The following is a 23,490-nucleotide window of genomic DNA, read 5'->3' as shown; positions in this document are numbered from 1 at the left end:
TACCCGTCGCGGGGAGTAGTTTCCTGGGGCGGGACTACGCAACGTGTTGAGGGACCGCCCGTCGGCGCGGGCCGACCGCAGGAGTCAGACCAGGTCGGCTTCGCGCAGGAGCTTCCAGAGGCCGGCGCCGTCGGGGGCGCTGAGCCACTTCTGGCCCACCGGGCCCGAGGACGACCGCCCGGCCGGTGCGGGCAGGCTGCCGGCCAGCACCGACTGGGTCGGGGACAGCTGCCGGATCGCCACCCCTGCGACGTGGTCCGGGTGCGCGGCGGCGAACTCCCGGTAGATCTCCGGGTCGTGCTGCCCGTCGTCGCCGATGAGCAGCCACCGCACCTCGGGGAACTCCCGGGACAGCCGGGCCAGCGTGGCCCGCTTGTGTTCCCGGCCGCTGCGGAACCACCTGTCGGCGGTCGGCCCCCAGTCGGTGAGCAGCAGCGGCCCGGCCGGGTAGAGGTGCCGGGACAGGAACCGGGTGAGCGTCGGCGCGACGTTCCAGGCGCCGGTGGACAGGTAGAAGACCGGCGCGCCCGGGTGGGCGGTGGCCAGCCGCTCGTACAGCACCGCCATGCCGGGCACCGCCGTACGGGCGTGCTCGTCCAGCACGAACGTGTTCCACGCGGCGAGCAGCGGCCGGGGCAGCGCGGTCACCATGACGGTGTCGTCGATGTCGGAGATGATGCCGAACCGGACGGCCGGGTCGAGGACGCGGACCAGCGCCTCCACCGGCTCGGCGTCGGCGACGCTGAGGCGTACGCAGCCCCAGCCCGGGGTGAAGTCGGCCTCGATCACGGTGTCGACGAAGCCGCTGCGGTCGGCGGTCACCTCCTGGCGCACGCCGTCGGCCTCGATGGTCACCTTCACGTGCTTGGCGGGCAGTGTGGCGAAGCTGCGCCAGCCCCGCACCTTGTCCAGCCGGCCCCGCCGCCGCGTGTCCGGACGCCCGAGCAGCACCCGGCAGAGCACGCGCGCCCAGCCCGGGGCGCCGTAGCCCGCGTACGCGATGATGTTCGGCTGCCACCCGGTGCGCCGCAACCGGCGCTCCACCAGGCCGTGCACGGCGTCCTCGAAGCGCGCGGCGCGGTGCAGTTGCGGTACGGCCAGCTGGTCCGGTGGTGTGGGTGGCACACGGCAACAGTGCCACAACCGGCCCGGCCGGGCCACGCGAGTGATCCACGCCGATCCGCCCAAAGGCCGGGCGCCGCCGTGACAGACTTCGGTCGGGACGACGACGGGGGCGTTGGTCGTGTCGACGACGAAGCGGGACCGGGTACGGCCGCGTCCGGACGCGGCGGCGCTGGTGGCGCTGCTGCTCGGTGCCGCGGGGGTCGGCTACCGGCTGGTGCTGACACTGCTCACGGTGCCCGCGTCGAACAGCGACGAGGCCACGTTCGGCCTGGCGGCGCTGCACATCGCCGCCGGTGACGAGCGGCCGGTCTTCCTCTACGGCCAGCGCTACATGGGCGTGCTGGAGTCGTACCTGGCCGCGCCGCTGGTCGGCTGGGCCGGGCCGAGCTGGCCGGTGCTGCGGCTGCCGCTGCTCGCACTGTTCGCGGTCTTCCTGTGGCTGGCGTACCGGCTGACCCGCCGCCTGTTCTCCCCCTGGCTCGCCGTCGCCGTGGTGGGCCTGCTCGCGCTCGGCTCGGAGCGGGTGGTCCGCGACCAGCTCACAGTGGTCGGCGGTCGCCCGGAGGTGAAGCCGGCGGTGCTGGCGATGCTGCTGATCGCGGTCGCCCTCGGCGACCGGCGGATCCGGCACCACTGGCTGGCCACCGGCGCGTTCGGGCTGCTCGCCGGGCTGGCCCTCTGGTCGGACTGGCTGATCGCGCCGTACCTGCTGGTGGCGGCCGTGGTGCTCGCGGTGGCGGTGCCCCGGGACCTGATCGGCTGGCCGGGCGTGCTGCTGGTCGTGGGCTTCCTGGCCGGGATCGCCCCGGTGGTCAAGGACAACCTCGTCGCCCCGCCCGGACAGGACTCGCTGTCGGTGTTCCGCGAGATCAGCACCAAGGAGGGGGTCGCGCCGTCGCTCGCCGAGCGGCTGCGCGGCGGGCTGCTGGAGGGCGTGCCGCTGGCCTCCGGCATGTGCCCGATGGACGGCTGCGCGCGCTGGGCGCAGTGGTTCGGCGTGCTCTACCCGGTGCTGCTGGTGGCCGCCGCCGCGCTCGGGCTGGTCGCCTACCGCCGGGCCGCCGACCACGCCGCGCGGGTCCGGGCCGTGGCGATCCTCGCCCTGGTCGTGGGCGCGGCGCTGACCCTTCTGGCGTACGTGCGCAGCCCGCTCGCCGCGACCGACCCGCTCGGCAACGCCCGCTACCTGTCGGTGCTCCAGATCTCGCTGCCGGCCGTGCTGTGGCCGCTCTGGCTGGCCGCCGCGCACGCGCTGCGGGCCACCGCCGGGTGGGCGGCCCGGCTCGGCGGCGCCACGGCGGCGGTGGTGCTGGCCGCGCTGACCGCCGCCACGCTGGCCGGCACCGTGGCGTTCCTGGCCGGCGTGCCGGGCGTACGGGACGAGGAACGCGCCGCCCGCCGCCTGGCCGACGCGGTGCGGGCGGCGGGTCTGCACGAGGTGTACGGGGACTACTGGACCTGCAACCGGATGATCTTCAACACCGGCGAGGCGGTGGCCTGCGGTGTGCTCGACGAACGGCTGACGCCGGGGCAGAACCGCTATCCGGCGTACTGGCGGCGGGTGGCGCGCGCGGACCGGCCCGGGTACGTGCTGGCCGCCGGCTCCCCCGCCGAACGCACCCTGCGGCGGCTCCTGGGCGAGCGTGCCGACGCGGCGGTGGTGGCCGAGGTGGGCGGCAGTCGCGTGTACCACCCCGACCGTGCCGTGCGGCCGTGGCGCTGAGCCCGGCCCGTACGCTGTGCCGGTGCTCATCCTGCTGCCCCCGTCGGAGGGGAAGGCCGAGGCCGGCACCGGCCGCCGGCTGGACCTGTCCCGGCTGTCCCTGACCGCGCTGAACCCGGCCCGGGAGGCGGTCCTGACCGCACTCGTCGACCTGTGCGCCGGGCCGGACGAGACGGCGGCCCGGACCGCGCTGGGCCTGACCGAGGGGCAGCGCGGCGAACTGCGGCGCAACGCCCGGCTGCGGGAGGCGGCGACCGCACCGGCCGGGCGGCTCTACACCGGGGTGCTCTACGAGGCGCTCGGTCTGGACACGCTGCCGCCCGACGCGCAGCGGGCGGCCCGCCGCCAGGTGCTGATCAGCTCCGGCCTGTGGGGCGCGGTACGCCTCGCCGACCGGATCCCGCCGTACCGCTGCCCGATCGGGGCGCGGCTACCGGGCCTCGGGGCGCTGTCGGCGTACTGGCGGGAGGCGCTCGGCCCGGTGCTGGAGCCCGCCGCCGGACGCGGCCCGGTGCTGGACCTGCGCTCCGGGGCGTACGCGGCCACCTGGACGCCGCGCGGCGCGCTCGCCGAACGCACGGTGACCGTACGGGTGCTCCACGAGCGGACCGTGGACGGCACGCCGACCCGGTCGGTGGTGAGCCACTTCAACAAGGCGACGAAGGGCCGCTTGGTGCGGGACCTGCTGCTCGCCGACGCCCGGCCGCGCACCGCCGACGCGCTGGTGGGGGCGCTGCGGGAGCTGAAGTACACGGTCGAGGAGGCGCCCCGGGCGACCGGCCGGCCCCGGCAGGTCGACCTGGTGGTCACCGAACTCTGAGGCGCGCGCTTCCCGCAAATTTTCCTCAAGGCTCGGGCGCAGCGGTTCCCGGTCCGGCGCTCGGCAGCGACGGTAGAGGTACCCCGACTCTGACCGAGGAGCGCGCCATGCTCACCACGCTGCTCGACCGCCCGCGACCGTCGCCGCCGCCGCTGGACTGGCTGACTCTCACCGACGCCTTCGAGATCGCCTGCATGGTGCGCTGCACGCCGCCGCCGGCCGCCGACGTCCGCCGGCTCGACTCCGGACCGCACCGGGGTGGAATCGCCGAGTTCAACCGCGAGGACGCGGCGCAGCGGATGCGACAGCTGCTGGGACGCCTCGACGTACCTGTGGAACACGAACTGACCACCGGTGGCCTGCGCCGCCGCTACGAGCTGCACCGGCTGTCGGTGCCGCCGCCGCACCGGGCGGCGTACGCGAATCTGCTGACCGCGGGCTGGCGGCAGGGTCGCCGGGAACTGCTCGGCGGGCCGTTCCCCGGCGCCTCGACGGCGCGCCGGCTGTGGCGTCCCCGGCTGGCGGCGGCGGCCTGGCGGGCCGCGCTGCTGGCGGGCGGGCGGCACGTACGCCGGCACTGCCTCGGCATCCGGCTCGCCGACCGGGACCTGGCGGCGGTGCTGGTACGCGGCGCGGCGCTGCTGGACGTGCCGGCGGCGCTGCGGCCCGGTTCGGGCTGTTTCCTGGTGGTCGTGCCCAACGGCGAGCACCGGGAACGGATCACCGAGAGCGCGGAGCTGGCCCCGGCGAGCTGACCGGCCCGGTGCGGGCGCTCGGCGGTGCCCGCACCGTGCGGGCTTGCGCCGCGACGGGTGCACGGCGCAGAGTGCAGCCCGTGAGCCGACACTGGCCTGTGCGCGCCGCCGCCCCGCTCGTGCTGGTGCTGCTGCTCGTCGCCGGGCTGGCCGCATGCCGGGACGAGCCGTCCGAGCCGACCCGGATCCGCATCGCCACCGGCAGCCCGACCGCCGTCTACCACGCCTTCGGCCAGTCGCTGGCGTCCCTGCTCAACCGGGAGGTGCCCGGCGTACGGGCCGAGGTGGTGGTCACCGCCGCGTCGGCGCAGAACGTCCGGCTGGTCGGCGCCAGGGAGGCGGAGCTGGGCTTCACCCAGGCCGACGTGCTGCCGCCGCGCGAGCCCGAGCACCCGTCGGTGCTCGCCGTAGCCCGGGTCTACGACGACCTGCTGCACCTGGTCACCCGCGCCGGCGGGCCGATCCGCACGCTCGGCGACCTGCGCGGCCGGCGGGTGTCGGTGGGCGCCGACGGCTCCGGTACCGAGATCACCGCCAGCCGTCTGCTGGAGGTGGCCCAGCTCGGCGGGAACCGGGTCCGCCAGGAGCACCTGGGGCTGGACGACTCGGTGGCGGCCCTGCGGGAGGGGCGGATCGACGCGTTCTTCTTCTCCGGCGGGCTACCCGTACGCGGCGTCGCCGAGCTGGCCCAGCGGACCTCGCTGCGGATCGTGGACCTGGGCGACTGGACCGAGCCGCTGCGCCGGGCGTACGGGCAGGTCTACGTGACCCGGGACGTGCCGCGTTCGGTGTACCGGGCCGACCCGGTCAGCACCGTGGCGAACCCGAACTATCTGATCGTCCGCGCCGACCTGCCCGCCGCGCTGGTGCGGGAGGTGACGCGGCTGCTGATGGACCGCCGGCAGGAACTGGCCGCCGCACACCCGGCGGCGGGACGGATGAGTCCCCGGTCGGCGATCGTCACCACCCCGCTGCCGCTGCATCCGGGCGCGGCCCAGTGGTACCGCGCCGCGAAGCCCTGAGGATCAGCACCGCACCGGCACGTCGGCGGGCGCCGGGAACCACAGCTCGGCGACCAGGCCGCGGGGATCGCCCTGGCGCATGGTGAGCCGGCCGTCGGAGGCGTCCACGAGCACCGCCGCGATGGTCAGCCCCAGACCGGCGCCGTCCACGTTCTGCGCGTCCGGTGCCCGCCAGAACCGCTCGGTGGCCTGGTCGAGCTGACTCGCCGTCATGCCCGGACCGGTGTCGCTGACGGTCAGCACCGTCCCGCCGCCGTCGGCGCGTACGGTCACCGTCACCTCTCCCCCGGTTCCGCTGAACTTCACCGCGTTGTCGATCAGGGCGTCCAGCGCCTGGTCGATGGCGGTCGGCACGGTCCAGGCGTACACCGGCGCGTCCCCGGCGTCGAGGCGGAGCGTGACGCCGCGGTGCCGGGCCAGCGGCAACCAGGCCGACACCCGGGAGGCGGCGGTGGCGGTGGCGTCCACGGTCACCCGCTGGTTCTCCTCCCGCTCGGCGCGGGCCAGGGTGAGCAGCGCGTCGAGCACGGTGGCGAGCCGGTCGGTCTCCTCCAGCGCCAGCCGGTGCTCGGCGCGCCCGTCCGGGTCGGTCAGGCTCGGGCCCAGTTCCTCCACCCGCAGCCGCAGCGCGGTCAGCGGGTTGCGGAGCTGGTGGCTGGCGTGCGCGACGAAGGCGCGTTGCCGGTCCATCACGTCGGACACCGCGTCGGCCATGTCGTTGAAGCTGGTCGCCAGCCGGCGCAGCTCGGGCGGACCGAGCCGGGCGCGGACCCGCGCGGTGCGGCGGCCCTCGGCGATCTCGTGGGTCACCGCGTCCAGCTCGGTGACCGGGCGCAGCACCCAGCCGGCCAGCCCGAACGCGGTCGAGACGCAGGCCAGCACCGCCAGCAGGCCGATGCCGGCGAGCAGCAGCCACCACACGGTGACGGTGCGGCGGACCCCGTCGGCCGGGCTGGTCGTGACGACGGCGCCGAGCACCTCGCCGCCGTCGTTGATCGGCACCGCCGTCACCACCGGGCCGCTGACCCAGGGCCAGACCGACTCCGGGCCGCTGAACTGCTGCCCGGACAGCGCGGTGTCGAGCGCCGGGCCGGTGCCCGCGTCCGGCTCCCACCCGGACGAGGCCACCACGGTACGGCGTTCCCGGTCCACCACCGCCGCGCCGATGCCGTAGAGCGCGTCGTAGGCGGCCAGTTCCCCGTCCAGCGGCCCGGGACCGCCGCCCCGCAACGCCGGCCCGGCCAGCGAGGCGAAGCGGGTGGCGTCGGCGAGGCGGTCGGCGCGTACCCGGTCGGTCTCCCGGGTTGCCAGCGTGGCCGCCAGCGGGGTCTCCAGGGCGATCAGGACCAGCACCATCAGCAGCAGGTAGCTGATCACCAGCCGGCGGCGCACGGACCCCTCCTCACGCGTCGCGGAGCCGGTAGCCGACCCCGCGTACGGTCTCCACGATCGTCGGGTCGCCGAGCTTGCCGCGCAGCGACCCGACGTGCACCTCCACGGTGTGCCGGTCGGCCCAGGTGGTGCCCCAGACGTCGAGCAGGATCCGCTCGCGCGGCACCGCCACCCCCGGCTGGCGGGCCAGGGACAACAGGATGTCGAACTCCTTGCGGGTGAGCGAGACGTCCCGGCCGGCCACCGTCACCGTCCGGCCGCCCACGTCGATGCGGACCGTGCCGGCCTCGATCAGGCTGCGCTGCGGCGCGGTGTGCGCGGCCCGGCGCAGCACCGCCTCGATCCGCGCCTGCAACTCCACCATCGAGAACGGCTTCACCACGTAGTCGTCGGCGCCCAGCCGCAGCCCCAGCACCCGGTCGCGTTCCTCGCCGCGCGCGGTCACCGCGATGATGCCGAGCCGGCTGCTGCGCCGCCGCAGCTCGCGGCACAGGTCGGTGCCGTCGCCGTCGGGCAGCCCCAGGTCGAGCAGCACCAGGTCGCAGGGGGCGGCGGAGAGCGCGGCGGCCACCGTCGCGGCGTGTTCCACCTGGTAGCCGCGCCTCGTCAGCGCGGACGACAACGCCGCGGCGACCCGGCGGTCGTCCTCGACCAGGAGGATCCGCACCCGTTGCCTCCCTCACTCGACGTGTTGCCCTGCGAATGGTGGCAGACGCGCCGCCGGGACGCGAGGCCGCTCTAGGCTGCTGCCGTGATCTACAAGATTCTCTCCGACGACGAGTGGGCGCAGGCGCGGGCGGACGGGCGGTTCGCCGGCACCGCGATGGACCGCCAGGACGGCTACGTCCACCTCTCCGCCGCCGACCAGGTGGTGGAGACCGCCCGGCGCTTCTTCGCCGGGGTCACCGGCCTGACGGTGCTCGCTGTCGACGAGGCCCGGCTCGGTGACGCGCTGCGCTGGGAGGAGTCCCGCGGTGGCGCCCTGTTCCCGCACCTGTACGCGGCGCTGCCGGTGGACGCGGTCCTCGCCGCGCACCCGCTGCCGGCCGACCGGCCCGCCGCCGACGCGGTGGCCGAACTGCTCGGGTGAGCGCTCGTTATGCTGCGTCGAGCCCGCCCGACGGCGCGACGCGCCCTGGCATGATGCGAGTTGAGATGACTGACAGCAACGACCGGTCCGCCTCCGTCTTCGTCCACCCGACGGCCGACGTGGAGGACGGCGCCCAGGTCGGGGACGGCACCAAGGTCTGGCACCTGGCGCACATCCGGTCCAGCGCCCAGGTCGGCGCCGGCTGCGTGATCGGCCGCAACGTCTACGTCGACGCGGGCGTCACCGTCGGCGACCTGGTGAAGATCCAGAACAACGTCTCGGTCTACCAGGGCGTGACCATCGAGGACGAGGTGTTCGTGGGCCCGTGCGCGGTGTTCACGAACGACTTCCGGCCGCGCGCCCAGAATCCGGACTGGACGATCACCCCGACGCTGGTCCGCCGGGGCGCGTCGATCGGCGCCAACGCCACGCTCGTGTGCGGCATCGAGGTCGGCGAGTACGCGATGATCGCGGCCGGCTCGGTGGTGACCCGCGACGTCAAGCCGTACCAGCTCGTGGCCGGCAACCCGGCCCGCCCGAAGGGCTGGGTCGACGCCAAGGGCGAGGTCATCTCCCGCGACGTCGACAACCCGCCGCAGCAGGGCTGAACGCGACGAGGGCGACGACCGCGCCGGTCGTCGCCCTCACGTCGGTACGCCTCAGCCGCAGAGCCGGCCGATCTCGTCCCGGAACCGGTCCATCGGATTCGACCCGGCCGGGCCGAGCAGGTACTCCTTCAGCTCCCGCCGCGCTCCGGCCATCGGATCGTCGGCGGCCCGGGACACGTCGAGGATCTTCGCCAGCTCGCCGCAGTCCGCCGAGAGCAGGTACGCCGCCCGCGCGGTCGGGAACTGCCGCCGGAACTCGTCCTCGGGCAGGCCGGCCGGGTTGGCCACCACGTACGGGCGCTCGCTCTGCACGAAGTCGGAGACCACGCTGGACACGTCGCTGACCAGCAGGTCGGTGACGTTGAAGCAGTCGAACAGCCCCGGGGTGCGGCCGGTGACGACCAGGTGCGCAGCACCGTCCAGTGAGGACGGATCGGTCTCGCCGCCGGCAGCCTTGATCCGGGACACGATCCGCTCGTGCACGGCGCGGGCCTTGGGCGAGCGCGTCCCGGTCAGCGGGTGCGGCTTGTAGATCACCCGCACGTCCCCGGCGGCGAGCAGACCGGACACGATCCGCTCCCCCATCAGCACCAGCGACGTGTGGTACGGGTCGTCGTCGAGCCAACCCTCCCAGGTGGGCGCGTACAGCACGGTGAAGCGGTGGTCGGCGGCCCCGGAACCGAACGTGTGCACCCCGGCCAGCTGCGGCCGGCCGATCTCCACGATGTCGCGGTCCAGCACGCCGACGTCGGCGCGGGCGTACCGTTCCCGCCCGGCCGGCCCGGCCACCCAGACCTCGTCGTACACCTTGCTGTACGGGTTGACGCTCGCCTGCTTGTCGCTGTCGCCGTGACCCACGAAGACGTGCTTGACGCCCGGCTCCCGCAGCAGGTGGATGTTGGCGCCGACGTTCGCGGCGTACAGCGCCACGCGCAGCGAACTCAGGTCCAGGTTCATGAAGTCCACACCGGCCGGCACGCAGATCACCGGCAGCCGGGTGTCGGCGAGCTGCCCGAACGCGTCCGCGGCGCGCAGCAGCACGACCGCCCGGCGGCCGGTCGCCTCCACCGGGGCGAGCCACATGTTGGCCTGGTAGACGTCCTTGGCCGGGCCGGCGAAGTAGAGCGCCACCTCGGGCCGTTCCCGGGCCATCCAGTCGTGCACGGCGGGCAGCACACCCGGTGCCTTGCCCCGGCCGCGCAGCGCGGTGAGCGCCAGCACCGCGGCGGTGACCAGGCCGGCGGCGAGCGTGACCAGGCCGGTGACCACCACCGGGGCGACCCGGTCGAGCGCGGCGGCCACCACCGCGGCCGGCACCAGCAGCACGTTCAGCAGCGGCATGCGCAGCCCGGCCAGCTGCCGCGCCCAGGCCGGCGGCACCGGGACCCGCCGCAGCGCGCCGAGGTCGATGTTGCGGGTGTACGCCGGGGGGTCGACCCGGCCGTCGATCACCTTGGTCACCGCGCCTGTGGCGACGGCCAGCGTCCACAGTGCGGCGGGCAGCAGCAGGACGGCGACGGTGCCCGCCACGCCGGGGCGCACCGCGGCGATCACCAGCAGCACCACCGACAGGTCCCGCACCAGCCGCCGGAACGTCTCGCCGAGACCGGCCTTGTCGAGCAGCGTGGCGGTTCCGGTGTGCCGCCCGGCCAGGGCCAGCTCACCGGCGACGGCGACCACGGCGGCCACCGCGTACGGGACCACCAGGCCGAGGACTCCGGCGAGGACCATGACCGCGTAGCCGAGGAGCGTCGCGCCGACCGCGGCGAGACCCTGCTGGCTGCGTACTCTGCTGAACAACGACACGCTCCCTGTCTGTCCCGCCGATGTCGGTCCGAGTCGATCTCCGACGGCTGCGACCCTAAACGGGCCACATGACACAAGTATTGCCGGGGTGTCCGGCAGGTGAACTGCGGACGGCGTCATCCCGGCGACGGCATGCGACAGGCCCCGGCCGTTCGAGACGGCCGGGGCCCGCGAAGCCGGTGGGGATCAGCCCCCGATGACCACCCGGCGCACGCCGGTCCAGCGCGCCGGGTCGGTGACCCGGCGGCCGTCGACCAGCACCGTCACGCCCGGCAGGTCGGCCGGGGCGAGGGTGCGGTACTCCGCGTGGTCGGCCTGGATCACCGCGGCGCCGACCGGCTCGCCGTCGTAGCCGGGCAGGCCGTGCGCGACCAGTTCCTCGTTCGTGTACATCGGGTCCGAGACGTACGGCACGGCGCCCCGGCGGCGCAGCGCGTCCACGGTCGGGAAGACGCCGGAGAACGCGGTCTCCTTGACGCCACCCCGGTAGGCGGCGCCCAGCACCAGCACACCCACACCGGTCAGGTCGCCGTACGCGGCGGCGAGCAGGTCCACCGCGTACTCCGGCATGGCCGCGTTGGCCTCGCGGGCCGAGCGGACCACGGTGGCGGCCGGGTCGTTCCACAGATACATCCGCGGGTAGATCGGGATGCAGTGGCCGCCGACCGCGATACCGGGCGAGTGGATGTGGCTGTACGGCTGCGTGTTGCACGCCTCGATGACCTTGGTGACGTCCACGCCGACGGTGTCGGCGAAGCGGGCGAACTGGTTCGCCAGGCCGATGTTCACGTCCCGGTAGGTCGTCTCGGCGAGCTTGGCCAGCTCGGAGGCCTCGGCCGAGCCGAGGTCCCACACGCCGTTGGGGCGGTCCAGGTCGGGCCGCTCGTCGAAGTCGAGCACCGCCTCGTAGAACCGCACGCCGTGCGCGGCCGACGCCTCGTCGATGCCGCCGACCAGCTTCGGGTAGCGGCGCAGGTCGGCGAAGACCCGGCCGGTGAGCACCCGCTCCGGGCTGAACACCAGGTGGAAGTCGGTGCCGGCGGTCAGGCCGGAACCCTCGGCGAGCATCGACGCCCACCGGGTACGGGTGGTGCCGACCGGCAGCGTGGTCTCGTAGCTGACCAGCGTGCCCGGCTTCAGCCCGCGGGCGATGGCCCGGGTGGCGTCGTCCATCCAGCCGAAGTCCGGCACGCCCTCGGCGTCCACGAACAGCGGCACGACCACGACGACCGCCTCCGACTCGGCGACCGCGGCGGCGGTGTCGGTGGTGGCCGACAGCAGGCCGGCGGCCACCGTCTCCTTGAGCTTGACGTCCAGGTCGGCCTCGCCCGGGAAGGGCACGGCACCGTCGTTCACCAGCTGGACGACCCGCTCGGAGACGTCGGCGCCGATCACCCGGTGCCCCTTGGACGCGAACTGCACGGCCAGCGGCAGACCGATCTTGCCGAGCGCGACGACGCAGATGTTCATGAACTACTTTCCTCCAGAGGGCCAGATTCGGCGCAGGCGGGCAAGGAACCGACCGGGGGTCACCGGCGTGATCGCGACGATCACCTGGCCCTTGTGGTTCGTGGTGGGCGTGACGAGGTGCCATCGGACACCGCGCCGGGCCACCAGCCGGGGTGCGGAGACCGGGCGGTCGGTGCGCATCGGCGACGAGCCCGTCCCGCCCAGGGCGGAGACCTCGGCGCGTACGATACGACGCTCGTCCGTCCCCGCGACGACCGCCAGCAACCGGTCCACCGCGAAGTCCGTCCGTACGACGGTACCGGGGCCGGACGCCTCGATCGACGTGGCACCCGTCAGGTCGCCCACGCTGACGCGCAGCGCCTCCGCGTTCAGCTCGGCCAGCTCGGCCCAGCGGCTGCGCGCGGTGACCACCAGGGCCCGTGCCCCGGCGGCGTCGCGTCCCCAGGCCAGCTCGGTCGCGGTCAGCTTGGCCAGTATCGCGGCGGCACGCTCGGTCACGTCGTACCAGTCGTCCGGGTAGCCGAACGCCGGGTCGCGGAAGCCGACCTGGTCGGCGTACCAGCGGTCGCCCTCGATGACGACATCGGACAGCGACCGGTCGGACTGCTGGCCGACGAGCGTGCGCAGCGCGTCGAGGTCACCGTCGCGCGCCACCGCAAGCCGCACCCGCTCCTCGGGCGCCATCCGGGCGGTGACCCCCTCGGTCAGGTACGCCTCGGCGAGCTTGCGGATCCGGTCGTGGACGTGCCGCTGCACGTCCGGGGAGAGGGCGAGGAACTCCGTGCGGAGCAGCTTCGCCACCTCCCAGGTGAAGTGGCGCACCAGCACCGCGTCCCGCCGCGGGCCGGGCTCGATCAGCCCGGCGACGAAACCGACGAGTTCCTCGGCGCAGCGCAGCCGCTCCTCGAACCGGCTCGCGTACGTGATGTTCTGGGCGTTGTCCCGCTTGACCGCGTAGTAGTACTCGTAGTCGCCGAGGACCGACACCTTCTTCGCCCGGAAGCACGCCTCCAGCGTGAACGGCTGGTCGCTGCCCATCGGCATGTCGGTGCGGTACCGCAGGCCGTACCGCTCGATCAGGTCCCGGCGGAACAGCTTGGTGTTCGACAACGACCAGGGCAGGTCGCTGTCGAACAGGTCGAGCCGCTCCTGGGTGGTGGCGTAGACGGCCTGGTGCACGTAGCGCTTGTTGGTGCCGACCATCCGGCCCAGCACCACGTCGGAGTCCCACCGGTCGGCGGCGTCGACCAGGCGCTCCAGCGCCTCCGGGCCGAGGTGGTCGTCCGAGCCGATGAAGAAGACGTACCGGCCGCGGGCGTGGTCGAGCGCCACGTTGCTCGGCGCCGCCGGGCCGCCGGAGTTGGCCTGGTGCAGCACCCGGAACGTGTCGGGGTACCGCTTGGCGTAGCGGTCCAGTTCGGCGCCGCTGCCGTCGGTGGAGCCGTCGTCGACGGCGACGACCTCCAGCCGGTCCAGGCCGATGGTCTGCCCGACCAGCGAGTCCAGGCAGGCGGTCAGGTACGGCATGGTGTTGTAGACCGCGACCACCACTGTCACGTCCGGCCCGCTCATGCCCCCACCTCCACCTGTGCCGGCTCCACCGGGGCGAGTGCCGGCGCCGGCCGGGGCGGCGCACCGGGCAGCAGCCGGGAGTAGACCTCGTCGAGCACCCGGGCCTGTGCCTCCCAGGTCCATCCGGCCAGCAGGCCCGGCCGGTCGTACGCGGCGCGGTACCGCTGCGGGTCGGCGAGCACCGCGGTGACCGCGCGGACGAAGTCGGTCACGTCCTCGGCGCGGAACACCTCGCCCTGACCGGTCTCCCGGACAGTCTCGGCCATGGTGCGCACGTCGGAGACGACGAGCGGCAGGCGGGCGTGTGAATACTCGAAGAACTTGGTGATCAGCGCGATCTCGTGGTTCGGCCAGTGCTGGATCGGGATGACGCCGACCTGCGCGCCGCTGAGGAACCGGACCACCTGGTGGTGCGGCACGTACGGCAGCACGTGCAGCCGGTCCGCCACGCCCAGTTCGCCGGCCCGGGTGACCAGGCCCCGGACGTACGCCGAGTCGGGCTTGTTGACCACGAACGCGACGTGCGCCCCGGGCAGCCGGGGCAGCGCCTCGACCATCACCCCGAGGCCGCGCTTGGCGGCGGCCACCCCGCTGTAGACCAGCAGTGGCTCGTCCGGCCCGAGTCCGCAGCGGGCGCGAATGTCCGGCACCGGCTCGGCCGGGTCGGCCGGCAGCTCGTCCACGGCCGGTGCGTTCAGGACGACCGCCGGCCGGTCGGTCAGCCCGTGCTCGGTGCGCAGCAGGTCGGCCAGGCCACCGGAGACGGTCATGGTGGCGTCGGCGTACGGCACGTACTCCCGCTCGTGCGCCACGTTGCCTGGTAGCCAGCGGGCGTTGTCGCGCCACGGCTGCACGCCGGGCAGGTATTCGTGGGCGTCCCACAGCAGGGCGATCCGGCGCCCCTTCGCGGCGGCCCGGACCTTCGCGCGGGCGCCGACGCCGAGCATCCGGAAGTCGTTGGCGTGGATCAGGTCCGGCGCCAGCTCGTCGACCACCGGGCCGTAGGCCAGTTCGTAGTCCCACAGGCCCGGTTCCAGGCGCCGCCACGCGCCGTCGCCGCGCAGCCGGCGCCAGAACAGCGTGTACGCGCGGTCCCAGGGGCCGTCCAGCTTGCGGCCCTTGCGGGCCCGGGTGAGCTGACGGTTGCGGAACCCGACCCACTTGCGGGTGAGGCCGGACAGCTTCTCCTCGGCGCGCAGCGCGGCCCAGGGCAGCCCGCCCGGCCGGCCCGCGCCGGACTCCCGGGCCGCGACGGTGAGCGCCGCCCGGCGGACCGCCAGGTCCGCGCGCCAGGCCTTGACCGCCTGGGTACGGTGCGCCGCGATGCCGCTGGGCGGGTAGGCGAGCGGGTGCCGCAGCCAGGCCCGGCGGAACTCGTGCCGACGGCGGGCCAGCGGTTCGGGCATCGGCACGAGGCGTACCTCGGCGGCGCCGAGGCGCCAGGTCTGCGGGCTGCCGACCGGCGCCCGCCCGAGCAGCACCACGTCCCAGCCGGCGTCGGCGGCGGAACGGGCCGCCTTCTGCACCCGGGAGTCACCGATGACCCCGTTGTCCACCAGCATGACGACCCGTCCCCGGGTGCCCGTCGCTGCGGTCGTGCCGTCAGATCCCATTCCTGCCCGTTTCGTCGTCGCCAGCACCGCGCCCGCGGACCCGAGCGAGTCTACGACAGCGGATCGGGCCCGGACGCCCGCCGCCGCCGGTGCCCCCCCGACCTGCTGTGACTGTTGCTACCCTCCACCCTGTTCAACGACCGGCGCCCGCTCCGGGTCGTTCGCCGGGTCGCCGGTCGCGCCACGCGGGCCTTCGGCCAACCCCAGCTCAGCGCGAACGGGACCGCACAATGGACGTGGTGACCACCGAGGAACCCCGCCGGCCCGCACCAGCCCCGCCGACCGGGCCGGCCACAGCCGAGCGCGCCCGGCCGGGCCCCGTCCGACGGCTGCGCGACGCCGCCCGGGACGCGGCGCCCGCGCTGGCGGTGTACGCGGTGATCCGGCTCGTCGGCGTCCTTGCCGTCTACGTCTGGGCCCGCTCGCTCAACCTCTCCCCGGTGCGCGAGCTGACGCTGTCCGACGCCACGTACTACCTCGCCATCGCCCAGCGGGGCTACGACGGGTACGAACGGGTGCAGAGCGACATGGCGTTCTTCCCGCTCTACCCGGCCCTGATCGGCGTGGTCGAACGGGTCACCCCGCTCGGCCCGCGTACCGCCGGGCTCGCGGTGGCCGCGCTGGCCGGCCTGGCGGCGGCCTGGGCGCTGTACGCGATCGGCTCGTACCTGCACGACCGTCGCACCGGCGTGCTGCTCGCCGCGCTCTGGGCGGCGCTGCCGCACGCGATCGTGCAGTCGATGGCCTACAGCGAGACGCTGTTCACCGCCCTGGCCGCGTGGACGCTGTACGCGCTGCTGCGCCGCCACTGGCTGACCGCGGGCGTGCTCTGCCTGTTCGCCGGCCTGACCCGGCCCACCGCCTCGTCGCTGATCCCGGTGGTCGGCCTGGCCGCGCTGCTCGCCGTCATCCGGCGCCGGGACGGCTGGCGCCCGTGGGTGGCCATGCTGCTCGCCCCGGCCGGCTGGCTCGCCTACCTGGCCTGGGTGGGCGTCCAGACCGGGCGGCCCGACGGCTGGTTCCACATCCAGTCCGCCGGCTGGCGCAGCCACTTCGACTTCGGCGTGGACACGTTGCGGCGCGGACGCGAGGTGCTGGCGGTGTCCGCGACGCCGCAGATGCTCGTGGTGAGCCTGGTGCTGCTGCTGGCGCTGATGTTCTTCGTGCTGAGCGTGATCGACCGCCAGCCCTGGGAGCTGCTGCTGTTCAGCGGGCTGATGCTGGTCACCACGATCGGCGCGGCGGGCTACTACCACTCGAAGGCGCGGTTCCTGGTGCCGGCGTTCGCGCTGCTGCTGCCGGCCGCCGTCGGCCTGGCCCGGGCCGGGCGGGCCCGGGCCGTCACGGTGCTGGTCGCGCTCACCGCGTTCTCGACCTACTTCGGCGGCTACCTGCTGCTCATCTGGACCAGGTCGCCGTGACGCTCACCGGGTGAGCGGGCGGACGTCCCACAGCCAGACGTCCGCCACCCGCTGCCCCGGCCCGTAGAGCGCGTCGAGCACCACCTTGAGGTCGTCGTGGCGGCGGGCCCGGTCCGGCAGCGCCACCGCGTCGGCCTTCCAGTGCCGGACGTCGGCGCGGGCCTGCTCGACGTCGGCCGGGCCGACCGCGGTGTCCCGCTGGCCCCGCGACACGGCGGTGAGCAGCTTCGCGGTCGGCTGTGGCTCGACGCCCCACCGGCCGGTGTTGTCGGTCTTGGAGACCGGCGCGAGGAAGTACCCCTCCGGGACGGCGAAGCCGGCCAGCGCCGCGGAACTCCAGTACAGCGACGTCATGCCGTCGACCGGGACCGGCACCAGGGTGCGGCCGGGGGCGACGTGGTCCTTCCAGACGCCGGCGGTGACGAAGTCCGGCACCGGGTTGCGCCCGCGCGCCTCCAGCGGGGTCGGCAGGATCGGCAGCAGCGCGGCGAACAGCGCCACCGCGGCCAGGCGGGGCACCAGCCGGGACTGGCCCGCCTCGCCGACCCGTACCCGGGCCACCCGGTCCCCGGCGACCGCGAACAGCACGCCGAGCGCCACCGTGGTGATCAGCGCGAACCGGGACACCACCACCGAGTCGAACACCGGCAGCTCGGACACCAGCGCGAACGGCGCCGGCACGTCGGTGCGCCGGGTGCCGACGGTCCAGGTGGTGCCGATCGAGAACACGGCCGAGATCAGCGCGACCACGGCGAGCACCCGGACCACGATCTCGCGGCGCAGCCACCAGGCGGCGCCGACCGCGAGGATCACCACCGACCAGCCGTAGAAGCTGGCCTGCTCGGTGGTGTTCGGGCCCCAGCGCAGGGCACTGGTGGGGCTGCCGGCCACGGACTCGGTGGCGTACCGCACGAACGACCCGAGGGTCAGCGCGTAGACGTCCGGGTTGCCCGGGTGACCGACCCGGTGCTGCGGGCCGGCGAACTGCATCCACAGCGGGTACGCGGCGGCGGCCCCGACCAGCACCCCGGTCACGGCGAGGCCGCCGAGCATCGGCCGGGCCCGGCGCAGCGCCTCGCGCGGCCGGAAGATCACGTAGCCGATCACCATCATCAGGCAGCCGAGCGCGGTCAGGAACAGGATCTCCAGGCTGACGAAGAACTGCGCCGTCACGAGCGCGCCCAGCACCAGGCCGTCGCGCACCGGGCGGCCGTCCCGGGCCAGCCTGATCACCTGCCAGAGGATGAACGGCACCAGCCACTGGGCGGTGATGTGCGGGTGACCGTTGCTGTGCGACACCAGCGCCGGCGCGAAGGCGCAGAACAGGCCACCGGCGAACGCCGCCACCCGGGACGAGACCAGGTTCCGGGACAGCACGTGGTACCAGGCGTACGCGGTGCCGGCCAGGTTGAGCGTGATGAACAGCAGGTACGCGAACGGCGCCCCGAACAGCAGGGTGACCGGGGACAGCACCAGCCCGGGCAGCTGCATGCCGACGTTCGTCATCAGGTTCACGCCGTCCGGGGCGTTCTGCAACGTGGTGAAGAACGGGTTCTCCAGGTTGCTGACCGCGTGCGCGGCGTACGCCAGCATCCACTCGTTGAAGCCCTGGTCGTTGGGGCGGCTGCCGAGCAGCCGGCCGTCCGGGTTCACCCAGCCCCGGCCGGTCACCCAGAACGCGCCGGCCAGGAAGATCGCCGCGACCAGCAGGTCCGGCCGCATCCGGCGCCGGCGCGCCGGGCGGTCGGTGTCGGTGTCCTCCGCCGTGGCGGCCTCCGGCTGCGCCGGGCGCGGCGGCGTGGCCTCGACGGGCCGGTCCGCGCCGTCGGCGGCCGGCGGCTTCGCGGTCTCGTCGGTGGCGTCGGCCACCGATTCACCGGCGTCTGCGGTGCGGGTACGGGTCTCGGGCCCGGGGGCGGTCATGGCGCCGTAGTGTACGCAAGCCGGGCTGCGGCGCCGGGTCAGGCTCGCCCGGCCCGGTGAAGAGTCGGCGACGATCCGCCGACGGCGGGACGTACCCGCGGTGACCGGGCCGCGCCGCGGCGGGCGCACCCCGCCGGCCGGGCACCCGGCGGGCCGGGGTGATCCGGCCGGTTCGGTTAGGCTGGTCCCTCGTGTCCCGTTCCATGCCACCGGTCACCGTGCTCCCCGTCGGGGCGGCGGCGTCCGGTGACGGCGGGTGGCCCGGCCCACCATCGCGCACCGGCCGTGTCCGCGTACGTCGTCCGGCGGCGGCCGGGGCACTACTATTCCTAGGGCCTGCGGGCACCGGCCCGGCCACCCGGCCGGGGTCCACGGCCTCCCGACTCGGGCGGCGGCCGGTCCGCACCGAGAATCCGTCGCAGATCACGAGGAGTCACGTGTGAAGGTCGTCAGCATCGTCGGCGCCCGACCGCAGTTGGTGAAGCTGGCGCCCATCGCGGCGGCGTTCGCCGAGGACGGGTGCGAGCACGTGATCGTGCACACCGGCCAGCACTACGACGCCGACCTGTCCGACGTCTTCTTCTCCGGTCTCGGCATCCCCGACCCGGACGTGCACCTCGGGATCGGCTCCGGCAGCCACGGCGTGCAGACCGGCAACACGCTGGCCGCCCTGGACCCGGTACTCGCCGCCGAGGCCCCGGACTGGGTGCTGGTGTACGGCGACACCAACTCGACGCTGGCCGGCACGCTCTCGGCGGTCAAGCAGCACCTGCGGGTGGCGCACCTGGAGGCCGGGCTGCGGTCGTTCAACCGGCGGATGCCGGAGGAGCACAACCGGGTGCTCACCGACCACGCCGCCGACCTGCTGCTCGCCCCCACCGAGGAAGCCGTCCGGCACCTAGCCACGGAGGGCCTGGCCGCCCGTACCGAACTGGTCGGCGACGTCATGGTGGACGTCTGCCTGCGGGTCCGCGACGACGTGGCCCGGGGTGGGCAGCCCCGCCCGGCGCTGCCCGACGGCATCGACCCGGACGCGCCGTACCTGCTCGCCACCCTGCACCGCGCGGAGAACACCGACGACCCGAAGCGGCTCGCCGCGCTGCTCGACGCGCTCGCCGACCTGCCCGTGCCGGTCGCGCTGCTGGCCCACCCGCGGCTGGTCGCCCGCGCCGACGAGCACGGCCTGAAGCTGACCCGGGGCGCGCTGCACGCCGGCCGGCCGCTGCCGTACGCCGCGATGGTGGCCGCCGTGGTCGGCTCCGCCGGCGTGGTCACCGACTCGGGCGGCCTGCAGAAGGAGGCGTACCTGCTGGACCGGCCGTGCACCACGCTGCGCACCGAGACGGAGTGGGTCGAGACGCTCGCCGACGGCTGGAACGTGCTGGTGCCGGACCCGCGCGAGCTGGGCGCCCGGTGGGCGGCCACCGCGACGCGGCCCGCCCCGGACGCGCCGCGCGGCACCCCGTACGGTGACGGCCGGGCGGCCCGGCGGGTCGCCGAGACGCTGCGACGGCACCTGGCATGACGACGCGCTCCCTCCTCACGATCGGTTATCCGCGATGACCAACCGCCCCGTCCCGCTCCCCCGCTCGCGCGGCGGGAAGCGGCCGCACGCCATCTACCTCGCGATCGGCTTCCCGCCCGCGGCGAAGAGCAGCGCGTACCGGCTGCGCGAGACGGCGAACCAGTTCGTCGCCCAGGGCTGGGACATCACCGTCATCACGATCTGCCAGCAGGCGTGGGAGCGGGAGTACGGCCTGGACCACACGCTGTCGGAGAAGGTCGACCCGCGGGTGCGGGTGGTCGAGCTGCCGCTGATCCGGGAGGACCTGGAGACCGACATCCGGGCGTTCTCCGAGGAGCGCTCGCTGGACCCGGCGGGCTGGATCAAGCGGCTGCGCAAGCGCGAGCAGCAGGCGTTCCCGGAGCCGGTGTTCGGCGGCTGGCGGTACGAGCTGGAGAAGGCGGTGCTGCGGCTGCACCGCGAGCACCCGGCCGACCTGCTGCTCGCCTCCTGCGCCCCGTACGTGAACCTGGCCGCCACCCGGAAGCTGTGGGAGGAGCACAAGGTCCCGTACGCGGTCGACTTCCGCGACGGCTGGTCGCTCGACGTGATCGGCGGCGGCGAGGCGTTCACCCGCGACTCGGTCTCCGGCCGGTGGGAGTCCTCCGTGCTCGAGCACGCGCTCGCGGTGTGGTGCGTCAACGACCCGATCGCCGGCTTCTACCGGGAGCGGTACCCGCACCTGGCCGACCGGGTGCACGTGGTGCGCAACGGCTACGACGAGGACAGCCTGCCGGACATCTCCGGCCGCTCGCCGGACCCGGCGGCCGGGCTGACCTTCGGCTACCTGGGCTCGGTCAACTTCAGCCCGGCGTTCCTGGAGTCGGTGCTGGACGCCTGGCGCATCGCCCGCCGCGACGACCCGTTGCTGGCCCGCTCCCGGTTCGAGGTGCGCGGGCACATCGGCGCGGGCGCGTCGCGTGAGGCCAACCGGCACATGGACCTGCTCAAGGAGGCCGCCGTCGACGGCGTCAGCTTCGGCGGCCCGGTGCCGAAGGCGGAGCTGGCGGCGACGTACGGCTCCTGGGACGCGCTGGTGCTGATGCTCGTCGGCGGGCGGTTCGTCACCTCCGGCAAGGTGTACGAGTTCATGGCCAGCGGCCTGCCCGTGCTCTCCGCCCACGACGTCGACCACGACGCCAGCAACGTGCTGGCCGGGCATCCGCTGTGGACCGGGGCGGTCGGGCTCGACCCGCACCGCCTCGCCGGCTCCTTCGTGGAGGCCGGCCGGCTGGCCCTGAAGGCGACCGACGCGGACCGGGCCGCCGCCCGGGAACTGGCCCGCCGTTACGCCCGGCCCGCCGTGCTCGCCCCGGCGGTCCGCCGCCTCACCGAACTCGTCCGGCCCACCGGCGCCGGCGCGGCCACCCCGGCCACGACCTCCTCGACGGGAGATGCCCGACAGTGACCACAGTGCTCATCGTGGCCGCCGCCGCACCGAAGCAGCCGGCCGTGCTGATCGAGGCGCTGGAACGTTTCCGCAGCCGTGGCGCCCGCGTCACCGTCGCCTGCTTCTTCGACAGCGCGGAACTCCCGGTCGACCCGGCGCTGGCCGAGGTGCGGTCGTTCGTCGTACCCGCCGAGAAGCGCGACGCCCGGCTGCGGCGCGCGCTCGGCCGGGCACAGGCCAACCGCAAGATCTGGCTGCACGCACAGCGCCACTCCTGGCTGCGGCAGCGGTTCCGGTCGGCCGACCTGCTGGTGGCCCTCGACCCGCGGTCGGTCTACACGGTGTGGGAGATGGCCCAGCGCAACACCCGGGCCGGCGCGCACTACGGGCTCGTGCCGGCGCAGCGGGCGCTCGACGCGCCGCGTACCGAGCCGGTCGGCAAGCGGCTGGAGCGGCAGGTCGCGGCCGCTGCCGGCATCGGCACCCGGGGCGCCAAGCGGGCGGCGGTGGAGACGGTGCGCACCACCGTCCAGAAGGCGACCGGCCAGCGGATCATGAGCAACCCGGCGGGTGCCTGGTTCTGGTCCCGCGCGGTGGCCGCGCCCCGCGTACCGGACCGGCTGCGCAGCAAGCTGGCGGTACGGCTGCACGACAGCGCGGTCAAGGCGGGGCGCCCGGCGGTCGCCGCCCGGACCGCCGCGGCCGCGGTCAGCCGGATCAACAGCGCCGCCACCCGCGCGGACGTGCTCACCAAGGCCGCGCAGGGCGAACTGGCCCTCGGGCACGTCCCGTCCGGCCTGCACGACGCGATCCGCGCCCAGCTCGCGCTGGCCGACGCCCGGCTGCCGAAGGACCCGAAGAAGGCCGCCGCGGCGGTGTCGCGGGCGTGGAGCCTGGCGTCCAACCGGGTGCTGCACTTCGACCGGCTCTCCTCGCCGATGAGCGACGACCCGGGTGCCTTCCTGGCGCCGTTCCGGGAGAGCGCGGCGGCGCGGAAGCTGTCGCAGCCGCGGGGCCGGCTCGCCCCGGCCGCCCCGGCGCCGACCGACCGGCCGCTGCGGCTGCTGGTCACCACGCTGATCAACGACAACTTCCTCCAGGAGATCCTGGAGCGCTACCGGGCCATGCCGAACGTGGAGGTCCGTTTCCTGGACCTGTACGAGGACCCGGTGACCCGCCCGCTGGCGCTCAGCGGCAGCACGGTGATGGAGCACCTGCTCGGCGCCGAGTCGACGTACGGCGCCAAGATCGAGGAGTGGCTGCGGCCGCACCTGGACTGGGCCGACACCGTCTTCGTCGACTGGTGCCAGGCCACCGCCGCGCTGTTCACGCTGCACGACCCCGGGACGGCCAGGATCATCGTCCGGCTGCACAGCTTCGAGGCGTTCAACTTCTGGCCGCACCTGGTGGACTTCTCCCGGGTCGACGACGTCGTCTTCGTCTCCGAGCACCTGCGGGACCTGTCCACCGCGGTGCTGCCCCAGCTCACCGGCGAAGGCGCGCCCCGGCTGCGGGTGGTCGACAACGCGATGGACCTGCAGCGCTACCCCCGGGCCAAGCCGGCCGACGCCCGGTTCACGCTGGGACTGGTCGGGTTCAGCTCGGTGGCGAAGGACCCGCGGTGGGCGATCGACGTCCTGCGGAAGCTGCGCGAGCACGACGAGCGGTACAACCTGACGCTCATCGGCAGCAACTTCAACAACCGGACCAGCAAGCCGGCGAAGGACTACGGCCGGCAGTTCGCCAAGGACCTGGCCGAACTGGAGCCGCTGGGCGCGGTCCGGCGCTACGGGCAGACCGACGACGTGCCGGGCGCCCTCCAGGAGGTCGGCGTCATCCTCAGCACGTCGGTGCGGGAGAGCTTCCACTGCGGCCTGGTGGAGGGCGCGGCGAGCGGCGCGGTGCCGGTGGTGCGGGACTGGCCGTTCTTCGCCGGCAAGCCGCACGGCGCCCGTACCCTGTTCCCCGCCGACTGGGTGGTGGACACCCCGGCGGAGGCGGCGGAGCGGATCCTGGCCGTCACCGCGACCGAGCAGGCGTGGGCGGAGGCCGGCCGGGCCGCCTCGGAGCACGTGCTGAAGACCTGGGACTGGGGTGTCAGCCAGGCCGACTACGACCGGTTGCTGCTGGGCGACTGAGCAGGCGCAACGACAGCGGGGCCCGGCCGGTCGGCCGGGCCCCGCCGCGTTGTCGCCG

General features: G+C 74.5%; 18 protein-coding genes. 10 read left to right on the top strand and 8 right to left on the bottom strand.

Translation table 11 applies throughout. The features are described 5' to 3' along the window. Window positions 1-84 precede the first annotated feature (84 nt). Window positions 85-1,125 (bottom strand): App1 family protein, encoded by a 1,041-nt coding sequence (locus tag ACQP26_RS10715; RefSeq protein WP_269700719.1) that lies wholly within the window; start codon window positions 1,123-1,125, stop codon window positions 85-87. 118 nt (window positions 1,126-1,243) lie between these two features. On the opposite strand from ACQP26_RS10715, the gene ACQP26_RS10710 reads away from it, so the two are divergent. From ACQP26_RS10710 to ACQP26_RS10695, 4 genes are all read left to right on the top strand, one after another. Continuing rightward, window positions 1,244-2,848 carry a hypothetical protein gene (locus ACQP26_RS10710; protein ID WP_433495612.1) on the top strand — a complete coding sequence of 535 codons (1,605 nt, stop codon included), beginning with the start codon at window positions 1,244-1,246 and terminating at the stop codon, window positions 2,846-2,848. 16 nt (window positions 2,849-2,864) lie between these two features. Beyond that, complete coding sequence (yaaA, locus tag ACQP26_RS10705; RefSeq protein ID WP_433496123.1) at window positions 2,865-3,668, top strand: peroxide stress protein YaaA; 804 nt, start codon at window positions 2,865-2,867, stop codon at window positions 3,666-3,668. A gap of 107 nt (window positions 3,669-3,775) precedes the next feature. Further along, on the top strand, window positions 3,776-4,423 hold the full coding sequence (locus ACQP26_RS10700; RefSeq protein WP_269700723.1) for a hypothetical protein: 648 nt from the start codon (window positions 3,776-3,778) through the stop codon (window positions 4,421-4,423). Between the two features lie 80 nt (window positions 4,424-4,503). Next, entirely contained in the window at window positions 4,504-5,445 is a 942-nt protein-coding gene (locus tag ACQP26_RS10695; RefSeq protein WP_269700725.1) for a TAXI family TRAP transporter solute-binding subunit, read from the top strand. Between the two features lie 3 nt (window positions 5,446-5,448). Here ACQP26_RS10695 and ACQP26_RS10690 read toward each other — a convergent pair whose 3' ends face one another. Further along, window positions 5,449-6,837: a sensor histidine kinase gene (locus ACQP26_RS10690; RefSeq protein WP_433495611.1), complete on the bottom strand. Its 1,389-nt coding sequence runs from the start codon at window positions 6,835-6,837 to the stop codon at window positions 5,449-5,451. Between the two features lie 10 nt (window positions 6,838-6,847). Beyond that, window positions 6,848-7,504 carry a response regulator transcription factor gene (locus ACQP26_RS10685; protein WP_433495610.1) on the bottom strand — a complete coding sequence of 219 codons (657 nt, stop codon included), beginning with the start codon at window positions 7,502-7,504 and terminating at the stop codon, window positions 6,848-6,850. A gap of 84 nt (window positions 7,505-7,588) precedes the next feature. Between ACQP26_RS10685 and ACQP26_RS10680 the strand changes: the two genes are divergently transcribed. Further along, window positions 7,589-7,927 (top strand): DUF952 domain-containing protein, encoded by a 339-nt coding sequence (locus ACQP26_RS10680; RefSeq protein ID WP_269700728.1) that lies wholly within the window; start codon window positions 7,589-7,591, stop codon window positions 7,925-7,927. A 65-nt stretch (window positions 7,928-7,992) separates the two neighbouring features. Next, complete coding sequence (locus ACQP26_RS10675; protein ID WP_269700730.1) at window positions 7,993-8,535, top strand: acyltransferase; 543 nt, start codon at window positions 7,993-7,995, stop codon at window positions 8,533-8,535. A gap of 51 nt (window positions 8,536-8,586) precedes the next feature. On the opposite strand, the gene ACQP26_RS10670 is transcribed toward ACQP26_RS10675, so the two are convergent. The 4 genes from ACQP26_RS10670 to ACQP26_RS10655 form a co-directional block, all read right to left on the bottom strand. Further along, window positions 8,587-10,335, bottom strand: coding sequence for a CDP-glycerol glycerophosphotransferase family protein (locus tag ACQP26_RS10670; RefSeq protein WP_433495609.1), 1,749 nt, complete (start codon window positions 10,333-10,335; stop codon window positions 8,587-8,589). Window positions 10,336-10,527: 192 nt separating this feature from the next. Then, complete coding sequence (locus ACQP26_RS10665) at window positions 10,528-11,811, bottom strand: nucleotide sugar dehydrogenase (RefSeq protein ID WP_269700733.1); 1,284 nt, start codon at window positions 11,809-11,811, stop codon at window positions 10,528-10,530. A gap of 3 nt (window positions 11,812-11,814) precedes the next feature. After that, window positions 11,815-13,383, bottom strand: coding sequence for a glycosyltransferase family 2 protein (locus tag ACQP26_RS10660; RefSeq protein WP_433495608.1), 1,569 nt, complete (start codon window positions 13,381-13,383; stop codon window positions 11,815-11,817). Continuing rightward, on the bottom strand, window positions 13,380-14,945 hold the full coding sequence (locus ACQP26_RS10655) for a glycosyltransferase family 4 protein (protein ID WP_281578426.1): 1,566 nt from the start codon (window positions 14,943-14,945) through the stop codon (window positions 13,380-13,382). Before ACQP26_RS10655 ends, ACQP26_RS10660 begins: the two co-directional genes overlap by 4 nt. A gap of 281 nt (window positions 14,946-15,226) precedes the next feature. On the opposite strand from ACQP26_RS10655, the gene ACQP26_RS10650 reads away from it, so the two are divergent. Then, window positions 15,227-16,417, top strand: a complete 1,191-nt coding sequence (locus ACQP26_RS10650) for a hypothetical protein (RefSeq protein ID WP_433495607.1) — start codon at window positions 15,227-15,229, stop codon at window positions 16,415-16,417. A 3-nt stretch (window positions 16,418-16,420) separates the two neighbouring features. Here the strand turns inward: ACQP26_RS10650 and ACQP26_RS10645 are convergent, their stop codons facing one another. Beyond that, the gene (locus ACQP26_RS10645; RefSeq protein ID WP_433495606.1) at window positions 16,421-18,340 is read right to left on the bottom strand and encodes a hypothetical protein; all 1,920 of its coding nucleotides are present in this window, start codon (window positions 18,338-18,340) and stop codon (window positions 16,421-16,423) included. 439 nt (window positions 18,341-18,779) lie between these two features. Here ACQP26_RS10645 and wecB point away from each other — a divergent pair, with 439 nt between their 5' ends. The 3 genes from wecB to ACQP26_RS10630 are packed head-to-tail and all read left to right on the top strand — an operon-like array spanning window position 18,780 to window position 23,432. Beyond that, window positions 18,780-19,865, top strand: coding sequence for a non-hydrolyzing UDP-N-acetylglucosamine 2-epimerase (gene wecB, locus ACQP26_RS10640; RefSeq protein ID WP_433495605.1), 1,086 nt, complete (start codon window positions 18,780-18,782; stop codon window positions 19,863-19,865). A gap of 34 nt (window positions 19,866-19,899) precedes the next feature. Further along, window positions 19,900-21,312: a glycosyl transferase gene (locus ACQP26_RS10635; protein ID WP_269700739.1), complete on the top strand. Its 1,413-nt coding sequence runs from the start codon at window positions 19,900-19,902 to the stop codon at window positions 21,310-21,312. Next, window positions 21,309-23,432, top strand: a complete 2,124-nt coding sequence (locus tag ACQP26_RS10630) for a glycosyltransferase family 1 protein (protein ID WP_433495604.1) — start codon at window positions 21,309-21,311, stop codon at window positions 23,430-23,432. Before ACQP26_RS10635 ends, ACQP26_RS10630 begins: the two co-directional genes overlap by 4 nt. Window positions 23,433-23,490 lie beyond the last annotated feature (58 nt).

The sequence above is a fragment of the Micromonospora sp. CA-248089 genome (assembly GCF_050948515.1).
Lineage (GTDB): Bacteria > Actinomycetota > Actinomycetes > Mycobacteriales > Micromonosporaceae > Micromonospora.
This window is presented reverse-complemented; position numbering and strand designations above follow the sequence as displayed.

Coding starts and splice junctions, on each gene's coding strand:
- ACQP26_RS10700 (WP_269700723.1), top strand. CDS start 3,776: ATGCTCACCACGCTGCTCGACCGCCCGCGACCGTCGCCGCCGCCGCTG.
- ACQP26_RS10675 (WP_269700730.1), top strand. CDS start 7,993: ATGACTGACAGCAACGACCGGTCCGCCTCCGTCTTCGTCCACCCGACG.
- ACQP26_RS10665 (WP_269700733.1), bottom strand. CDS start 11,811: ATGAACATCTGCGTCGTCGCGCTCGGCAAGATCGGTCTGCCGCTGGCC.
- ACQP26_RS10660 (WP_433495608.1), bottom strand. CDS start 13,383: ATGAGCGGGCCGGACGTGACAGTGGTGGTCGCGGTCTACAACACCATG.
- ACQP26_RS10655 (WP_281578426.1), bottom strand. CDS start 14,945: ATGCTGGTGGACAACGGGGTCATCGGTGACTCCCGGGTGCAGAAGGCG.
- ACQP26_RS10650 (WP_433495607.1), top strand. CDS start 15,227: ATGGACGTGGTGACCACCGAGGAACCCCGCCGGCCCGCACCAGCCCCG.
- ACQP26_RS10645 (WP_433495606.1), bottom strand. CDS start 18,340: ATGACCGCCCCCGGGCCCGAGACCCGTACCCGCACCGCAGACGCCGGT.
- ACQP26_RS10635 (WP_269700739.1), top strand. CDS start 19,900: ATGACCAACCGCCCCGTCCCGCTCCCCCGCTCGCGCGGCGGGAAGCGG.